The organism is Microbispora sp. CL1-1, from assembly GCF_012034195.1.
In the GTDB taxonomy this organism is placed as follows: Bacteria; Actinomycetota; Actinomycetes; order Streptosporangiales; family Streptosporangiaceae; genus Microbispora.
The window spans coordinates 1-7970 of record NZ_JAATEK010000087.1 but is presented as its reverse complement, the minus strand read 5'-3'; the positions used below and the strand labels follow the sequence as shown (position 1 = coordinate 7970).

At 69.9% G+C, this 7970-nt stretch carries 7 protein-coding genes and 1 pseudogene; 5 read left to right on the top strand and 3 right to left on the bottom strand.

What is annotated here, in order from left to right; genetic code table 11:
* Together HCK04_RS39630 and HCK04_RS39625 are read right to left on the bottom strand one after the other, a co-directional pair.
* The coding region (locus tag HCK04_RS39630) for a roadblock/LC7 domain-containing protein (protein WP_205831273.1) at positions 1–123 on the bottom strand (123 nt) is incomplete at its 3' end.
* A 5-nt stretch (positions 124–128) separates the two neighbouring features.
* Positions 129–2921, bottom strand: coding sequence for a nitrate- and nitrite sensing domain-containing protein (locus HCK04_RS39625; RefSeq protein WP_260617568.1), 2793 nt, complete (start codon positions 2919–2921; stop codon positions 129–131).
* Positions 2922–3335: 414 nt separating this feature from the next.
* Between HCK04_RS39625 and HCK04_RS39620 the strand changes: the two genes are divergently transcribed.
* Genes HCK04_RS39620 through HCK04_RS39600 form a run of 5 tightly spaced genes read left to right on the top strand, consistent with a single transcriptional unit; the run spans position 3336 to position 7684 of the window.
* On the top strand, positions 3336–4319 hold the full coding sequence (locus tag HCK04_RS39620; RefSeq protein WP_240972261.1) for an ABC transporter substrate-binding protein: 984 nt from the start codon (positions 3336–3338) through the stop codon (positions 4317–4319).
* Positions 4320–4338: 19 nt separating this feature from the next.
* Positions 4339–5112, top strand: a complete 774-nt coding sequence (locus HCK04_RS39615; protein ID WP_142652663.1) for an ABC transporter permease — start codon at positions 4339–4341, stop codon at positions 5110–5112.
* Complete coding sequence (locus tag HCK04_RS39610) at positions 5109–5897, top strand: ABC transporter permease subunit (protein WP_142652662.1); 789 nt, start codon at positions 5109–5111, stop codon at positions 5895–5897. The genes HCK04_RS39615 and HCK04_RS39610 overlap by 4 nt, the downstream gene beginning before the upstream one ends.
* A gap of 9 nt (positions 5898–5906) precedes the next feature.
* Positions 5907–6683: an ABC transporter ATP-binding protein gene (locus tag HCK04_RS39605; RefSeq protein ID WP_142652661.1), complete on the top strand. Its 777-nt coding sequence runs from the start codon at positions 5907–5909 to the stop codon at positions 6681–6683.
* Positions 6680–7684: a methyltransferase gene (locus HCK04_RS39600; protein WP_240972260.1), complete on the top strand. Its 1005-nt coding sequence runs from the start codon at positions 6680–6682 to the stop codon at positions 7682–7684. The genes HCK04_RS39605 and HCK04_RS39600 overlap by 4 nt, the downstream gene beginning before the upstream one ends.
* Before the next feature lie 109 nt (positions 7685–7793).
* Here HCK04_RS39600 and HCK04_RS43290 read toward each other — a convergent pair.
* Positions 7794–7970: pseudogene (locus tag HCK04_RS43290) on the bottom strand (ATP-binding protein); the annotation flags it as partial.

The following is a 7970-nucleotide window of genomic DNA, read 5'->3' as shown; positions in this document are numbered from 1 at the left end:
GAACCCGTGCGAGTACGCGAGAGGCAACCCGTCCGCGGAGACGACCACGGAGTGCGCCACACCGGGCACGGAACTCACGAAATCATCGATCAGCCAGTTCAGGCCGCGTGCGCCCTGGCTCAACTCACTCATGCGCCGTCCCCTTTCGTGGTCGGGTAGCCCTCGTCCTCACTCAGTTCGCCTCTGGCCACCGCACGGCCCTGCCGTACGCCCTGCTGCAGGCTCGCCAGCCGGCTGCGGGCCCGGTCGGGCGACAGGAGCGGCGGCTGCGAGGGGGCGGGCGCCGCGGGTGCCGCGGCCGGATCGGCCGAGCCGGGCACCAGGTTGGCCTTCGGCACCCGCTTGGGCAGACCCGAGGAGGTCGTGCCGTCCGAGGCGGGCTTCTCGGTGGCCGCCGCCGCGGCCTGCCACCCGGCGTCCACGGGTGAGACGTTCTGCCAGCCCGATCCGGTGTCGGCCGCGGGAGTGCGGCGGAACCAGGCGGACTCGACGGAGGCGAAGATCGGCAGATACTCCTCGGACTGCGGTCCCGTCTGTGGCCCGGTCTGCGGTCCCGTCTGCGTTCCGTTCTGACGCACGCCGCCCTGCTGTACGGGGGCGCCGTGCACCGGCCCGGGGATGGCGACCGGGCCGGTCGTCGAGCCGAACGGCGTCGGCACGGGCCCGGTCACCGTCGGCAGAGGCCCGGTCGCCGCTTCGTCCATGCCGGACCTGTTGCGCATGCGCGTGAGCGGATCGTGGAGCGACGGCGCGGCGACCCCGGAGGCCGGGAGCTGCGGACGGCCCCAGCCGCCTCCGATGCCCTGCTGGGCCTTCCCCTGCTCGGCCTGCCGCGGGCTCCAGGAAGGGGCGAACGCGCCGGCGTAGGAGGGCTCCGGCTGCGACGGACTGCCCATGATCGTCTCCGGCAGCAGGACCATGGCGGTCAGCCCGCCTCCGTCGTGCGGCCTGAGCTGGACTCTGATGCCGTTGCGGGCGGCGAGACGGCCGACCACGAACAGGCCCATCCGGCGCGACACCGACACGTCCACCACCGGCGGGTTCGCCAGCCGCCAGTTGGCCTGGGCGATCTCCTCCGACGTCATGCCGATGCCGGAGTCGGTGACGGAGATCATCACGCCCCCGCCGTCGATCCGGTTGCCCGACACCACCACGCGGGTGTCGCGGGCCGAGAACGCCAGCGCGTTCTCCACCAGCTCCGCGAGCAGGTGGATGACGTCGTTGACGGACTGGCCGGCGATCGAGACGTCCGAGGGGAAGTTCAGCACCACCCGCTCGTAGCCCTCGACCTCCGACAGCGACGCCCGGATGACGTCGGTGATCTCGACGGGCCGGCTCCAGCGGCGTGCGGGCTCCTGCCCGGCGAGAACCAGCAGGTTCTCACTGTTGCGGCGCATGCGGGTCGCCAGGTGGTCGAGCTTGAACAGGTCGGCGAGCCGCTTCTCGTCCTGCTCGCCCTGCTCCAGACCGTCGATCAGGGTGATCTGGCGCTCCACGAGGGTCTGGGTGCGGCGCGACAGGTTCACGAACATCGCGTTGACGTTGCTCCGCAGCCGGGCCTCGTCACCCGCCAGCCGGATCGCCTCGCGGTGGACCTCGTCGAAGGCCCGCGCGACCTCACCGATCTCGTCGGCGGACGCGACGCCGATCGGCTGCACCTTGACCTGCCCCGCGGTGTCGGCCTCCGACTCGCGCAGCCGCTGCACCATGGCGGGCAGGCGGTGCCCGGCGACCTCCAGCGCCTCGCTGCGCAGCCGCCGCAGCGGCCGTACGAGCGAGCGCGCCATGACGGCGGTGATGAGCAGGACCAGCAGCAGGACGATGACGACCATCGTGATGCTGACGATGGCCACGTTGCGGTCGGAGCTCTGCAGGGCGTCGCTCCGGGTGACGATCGACTTGGTCAGCCCGGACATCACGTCGCGCATGAGGTCGGCCTGCTCGCTGATCGCGTCGAACCAGCGGTCGGCGTCGCCTCCCCTGCCGCCGACGTTGCGGATGAGCAGCCCGGCGCGGACGAGGTAGAGCGCCCGGTCGATGAAGAACCTCGCGCGGTCCACCTTCTGGTCGGTGACCGTGTCGTTGTAGAGCTGCCGCTCGTCGGTGGTGGCCACGGCGGCGAAGGCCGCCAGCTCGCTCTGCTCCCGCGCCGCCGCGCCGGTGAAGGCGTCGAGCTCGGCCGGGTCGAGCCGCTGCTGGGCCAGTCCCAGGGCGAGCAGCGCGCGCTGCTCCGACACCGCCTCCTTGGCCCGCGCGAGCGCCGCGAGCGCCTTGATGCTCGCGGACAGCCCTTCGTCCGGAACGCCCTGGCCCGCCGCGTCGTACAGCCTCAGCAGGTCGTCGGTGACGAGCCGGTAGTTGTCGATGCCGCGCAGCGGCGGGAGCTGCGACTCGAGCACGATCTTCCGGAACGCGGTCAGGTCCGTGAGACGGGCCAGGGCCCGCGACAGGTCCTCGCGGCCGAGTCCGCCCAGCGCGTCCCCGCTCGTTCCGGCCCGGACGCGCAACTGCTGCACGGCGGCGTTCACGGCGGCGTGCTGGTTCTTCACGGTCGCGAGCAGGTCGCGGTCACGGCGGCCGGACGCGACGTACTTGATCGACAGGTCCCGCTCCAGCTGCACCTCGTGGAGGAGCACGCCGACGTTGCCGACGAGCTCGACCGCCTCGCGCACCCGCTGATACTCGGCGGCGCTGGATATCGAGCTCGCCACCCGCAGGCCGCCGAGCAGGACCGCGACCACGGTGGGCAGCACGACCAGCGCGACGAGCCGGGTGCGCACCCGCCAGTTCTTCAGCTGCATCGAGTTGCCGGTCGCGGGCGCTTCGGGCGGCCCGCCGTCCACCGAGGACGCGCCGCCGGCGGGCTCGGCGACCGGTTCAGGCTCGGCGCGGCGACCGCTCTCGATCGTTGCTGTCCTCACTGGCGCAACCTCTCGCGCTGAATCTCAGGGGGGATAAGGCTCCGGGGTCGCTCTAATGCGGGAGCCCCACATCACCGGGCAATTTGAGCATAAGGCGTCGAGATAGACAAAGAGCTTGGGATATTGGAGCGGTCCAAGGTTTTGTCCGACCCTAAACTCGAATCCATCGGACGGCCACAAGCTGGGGAAAGGCGATATCGGACATGGAATGTTCGACATCTCCCCTCGTGGAACCGGTCCAACCCCCTGGCCGTAATTCCAAAAGATGACAGAAGGTGATTTAGCACTAAATTTGACTACAATCGTGACTCAAACACATCTAATCCGTACGGCTCCTGTACGCTCTCGCCCGTCGCCGTCTATGCGGGATCACCCGCCGGGCGGCCACCTCAACACTCCAGACAAGGAGCTTCCATGGGGCTTATAAGGCGTACTCTCGCCGTCGGCATCACGGCCGTTCTGGCGCTCACCGCTTCCGCTTGCGGCAACTCCGACACGACGTCCTCCTCTTCCTCGGGCAACGGACTGGAGAAGACGACGCTGAAGGTGGGCACCATCCCGGTGCCGGACAGCGCGCCATTACAGGTGGCGATCGAGAGAGGGTTCTTCAAGGCGGAGGGCCTGGAGGTCCAGCCCGAGGTGGTCGCCGGCGGCGCCGTCGCCACCCAGAAGCTGCTGGGCGGGAGCCTCGACATCTCGCTCGGCGCCTACGTCGGCACTTTCCTCGCCCAGGACAAGGGCGCCGGGAAGTTCAAGTATGTCGCGGACAGTTACGGCGCCGCCCCCGGCGCTTTCGTCATTATGGTCAAAAAGGACTCCCCGATCAAAACGGTCGCAGACCTCAAGGGAAAGACCATAGCGGTCAACGTGCTCAAGAGCGTCAGCCAGCTGACCGCCGAGGTGCAGATGAAGGTCGCGGGGGTGACCGCGACCCAGGACCAGTTCGTGGAGAAGGCGTTCCCCGACATGCCCGCCGCCCTGGAAAACGGCCAGGTGGACGCCATTGCGGGGGTCGAGCCGTTCATCACCGTGATATCGAAAGCGGGCGGCCGAATCATCGTCGACGAGATGACCGGTCCGACCGAAAATCTTCCCATCGCCGGCTGGTTCACCACCGACGCCACTGCGAGCAAATATCCGAAGGCGATCGCCGCGTTCCAGCGGGCGCTCGGCAAGGCGCAGGAGCTCGTCGCGAAGGACCGCAAGATCGTCGAGGAGACGCTGCCCAAGTACACGAAGATCGACGCCGCCACCGCGGCCGTCATCTCGCTGGGCTCCTACCCGACCTCCCTCAGCGAGAGCCGCCTTCAGCGTGTGGCCGACCTGATGAAGGAGTACGGCTACATCAAGAACGATCTCGACGTGAAGTCGATGATCCTGCCGCCGCCGGCGAACTGACGGAGATCCCTCACCTGCTATGAAACACGCACGAGTCCTCCGCGGCGTCGCGGGCGTCGCGGGGTTCCTCGCCGCGGCCGAGGTCGTCGGCGCGACCGGCCTGATCGACGACCGGTTCCTGCCGCGGATGTCCGCGATCCTTCGCGGCGCGGCGGAGCTGCTCGTCGATCAGGAGTTCCTCGTCGACGCGCGGGCCTCGCTCGCCGCGTGGGGGCTCGGGCTGCTGCTGACCGTGGCGGTGGCGGTCCCGGCCGGGCTCGCGCTCGGGGCACTGCCGCCCGTGGAACGGGCCGTACGGCCGCTGATCGAATTCCTGCGGCCCATTCCCTCGGTCGCCATCATCCCGCTCGCGATTCTGATCTTCGCTGACAACCTGCATCTCAGAGTGGCCGTCGTCGTCTACGCGGCGTCCTGGCCCATCGTCATCAACACGATCTACGCGCTTCAGGACGTCGACCCGCTCGCCAAGGAGACCCTGCGCAGCTTCGGGTTCGGTCCGGTGTCCGTGCTGCTCCGGGTGGCGCTGCCCAGCGCGGCGCCGTTCATCGCGACCGGGATCCGCGTCGCCGCCGGCACCGCCGTCATCCTCGTGGTCAGCGCGGAGCTGCTCGCCGGAGGATCGGAAGGGATCGGGATCTACATCACGGAGGCCGCGAGCGGCAACCGGATGGACCTGATGCTCGGCGCGGCCCTGTGGGCCGGCCTGTTCGGCGTCCTGTCCAACACCGCCCTGGTCGCGGTGGAACGCAGGCTGTTCCGCTGGCACGCCGTACGCACCGGAGCCGCCCGATGAACGTGATCAGAGCCGTCGGCCGTGTCTGGCTGATTCCGGTGACGCTGGTGATCTGGGAGATCGCCACGCGCGCCGCCGAGCAGCCGTTCTTCCCTCCCCCGTCGGCGACGCTGGCCCGGATGGGCGAGATGTGGCTGTCGGGCCCGGCCACCCATCTCCTGCTGACCGATCAGGCGCTGGACGACTTCGGCCCCAGCCTCGCCCGCCTGTTCGCCGGGTGGGCGCTGGCCGCGGTCATCGGAGTGGCCGCCGGAATCGCCATCGGCTGCTCCCCCCGCCTGGCCGGCTATCTCGACCCGCTGATCCACCTCGGCCGGGCCGTGCCCCCGCCGCTGCTGGTGCCCTTCTTCCTCGCCCTGCTGAAGCTGAGCACGCCGGCGCAGCTCACGACGATCGTGTTCGGGATCATCTGGCCGATCCTCCTCAACACGATCGACGGCACCCGTACGGTGGACCGGCAGCACCTGGAGACCGCCCGCATCTTCGGATTCACGACGACCGAGCGGCTCACCAGAGTGATCATTCCCGCCGCGATGCCCAAGATCTTCGCCGGTCTGCGGCTGGCCCTCTCGCTGGCCCTGATCCTGCTGATCATCGCCGAGATCCTCGCCGGCTCAGGCGGCCTCGGCTACCGGCTGCTGACCGCGCAGCGCACCTACCTCTACACCGACATGTGGGGCTGCCTGGTGGTGCTCGGCCTCCTCGGATATCTGCTCAACTCCGCGTTCCTGCTGATGGAACGGCGCGTTCTCGCCTGGCACAGGAACGCCAGGCAGACCACCTAGGAAGGCATCGTGCTCGAGATCACCGATCTGGTCCACTCGTACGGCTCGCATCGCGTTCTCGACGGGGTGAGCATCCGCGCCGCCGAGGGCGAGCTCGTCTGCGTCGTGGGCCCTTCCGGCTGCGGCAAGTCCACCCTGCTGCGATCCGTCGCCGGTCTCATCCGCCCCACCGGTGGCCGGGTGCTGATCGGCGGGAAGCCCGTCGACCGCATCCCCGACAACCTGGCCGTCGTCTTCCAGGACTACAGCCGTTCGCTCTACCCCTGGATGACCGCCGCGAACAACGTGGCGCTGCCGCTGCGCCGCCGCGGGCTGGACCGGCAGCGCCGCAGGGAGGCGGCGATGGCCGCGCTCGACCAGGTCGGGCTGGCCGACGCCGCGGAGAAGTATCCCTGGGAGATGTCCGGCGGAATGCAGCAGCGGGTGTCCATCGCCCGCGCTCTCGCCTACCGTCCGTCCCTGCTGCTGATGGACGAGCCCTTCGGCTCGGTGGACGCGCAGACCCGCGAGGACCTGGAAGACCTGGTGCTGCGGGTCTGCGCGCATCACGGCATGACGACCCTGCTCATCACGCACGACATCGACGAGAGCGTCTACGTCGGCGACCGGGTGGTCGTCCTCACCCGGTCGCCCGCCCGCGTCGCCGCCGACCTGCCGGTCGGCCTGGGCGAATCGCGCGACCAGATCGCGACGCGGCAGCTGGACGCGTTCGTCCGGCTGCGTGCCGAAGTGGGCCGCCTGGTCCGGGGCGGCTCCTCCACCTCGAATGTTCTGGAGAAGCATTGATCGACTCCACCGGCCCCGCGTGGGACGCCATCGTCGGGCTCTCCCGGTTCGCCGCCCTCGCCGCGATGGCCGAACTGGACTGCGCCGAACACCTGGCCTCCGGCCCCATGGGCGTTCCGGAGCTCGCCAAGGCGTGCGACGCGCACGAGCCCTCCCTCGCGCGCCTGCTGCGGGAACTCGAGACGATCGGCGTGGTCCGCTCCGTCGCCCCGGAGACGTACGAGCTGACCGAGGAGGGCCAGACGCTGCGCGACGGCGTGCCCGGCAGCATGCGCTCGGCCCTGCGCATGGCGGCCGAGCCCGGCTACTGGTACGCCATGGGCAACCTGGCGCAGACCGTGCGGGACGGGCGGTCCGCCTTCATCGCGCGGTTCGGCCCCCTGTACGGCTACCTCCAGGAGCGCCCCGAGGCCGCCCGCCTGTTCAACGAGTACATGGCCATCCGGGCGGCGCCGCTGGAGGCCGCCCTGGCCACCACCTACGACTTCACCGGCGTGAAGACGTTCGTGGACATCGCCGGGGGGACCGGGCACCTGCTGGCGGCGGTGCTCGAACGACACCCGGACATGCGCGGCGTGCTCTTCGACATCGCGCACGTGGTGGAGAACGGCAGGGCGGCCATGACCGCGCGGGGCCTCGCCGACCGATGCGAGTTCGAGGGCGGCGACTTCTTCGAGAGCGTGCCCGCCGGCGCCGACCTCTATCTGCTGGCCAGCGTCATCCACAACTGGAGCGACGAGGACAGCCTGCGCATCCTCGGCAACGTGCGGAAGGCGATGCCCGGCCACGCCCGGCTGCTGCTTCTGGAGATGGTGCTGCCGGACGACGCCACACCGCACATCGGCAAGGACCTCGACATGCGCATGCTCGCCCTGACGAACGGCGGGATGGAGCGCACGACGAGTGAGTTCACCCGGCTGCTCGGCGAGGCCGGCTTCACGCTCTCCCGCATTCTGCCGCTGCCCGCCGGGGCGAGCCTGATCGAGGCCCTGCCCCGCTGACTGTCCCGCTGAGCCGTTCCCGGGCCCCATGGAAAGCCCGAGCCCTGCGAGGAGTTTCCATGGGGTCGCGCGAGCGCCGCCGGGGCCACCCGCGGCAGGGCCCGGTCGGTCAGACGCGACCCTGGTGAAGGTTGGAGCCGGGTACGGCGACCCGCATGGTGAGCGCGTGCTCGACCAGCGTGATGAGAGTGCTTTTGACCGATTCGCGGTCACGGGCGTCGGTGCGGACGATCGGGATGTGCGGCGCCAGCGTCATCGCCTCCCGCACCTCCTCCTCGGCGTGCGG

Bases quoted from the DNA above. Each gene is read 5' to 3' on its own strand.
- HCK04_RS39620 (WP_240972261.1), top strand. From the start codon at position 3,336: ATGGGGCTTATAAGGCGTACTCTCGCCGTCGGCATCACGGCCGTTCTG.
- HCK04_RS39615 (WP_142652663.1), top strand. From the start codon at position 4,339: ATGAAACACGCACGAGTCCTCCGCGGCGTCGCGGGCGTCGCGGGGTTC.
- HCK04_RS39610 (WP_142652662.1), top strand. From the start codon at position 5,109: ATGAACGTGATCAGAGCCGTCGGCCGTGTCTGGCTGATTCCGGTGACG.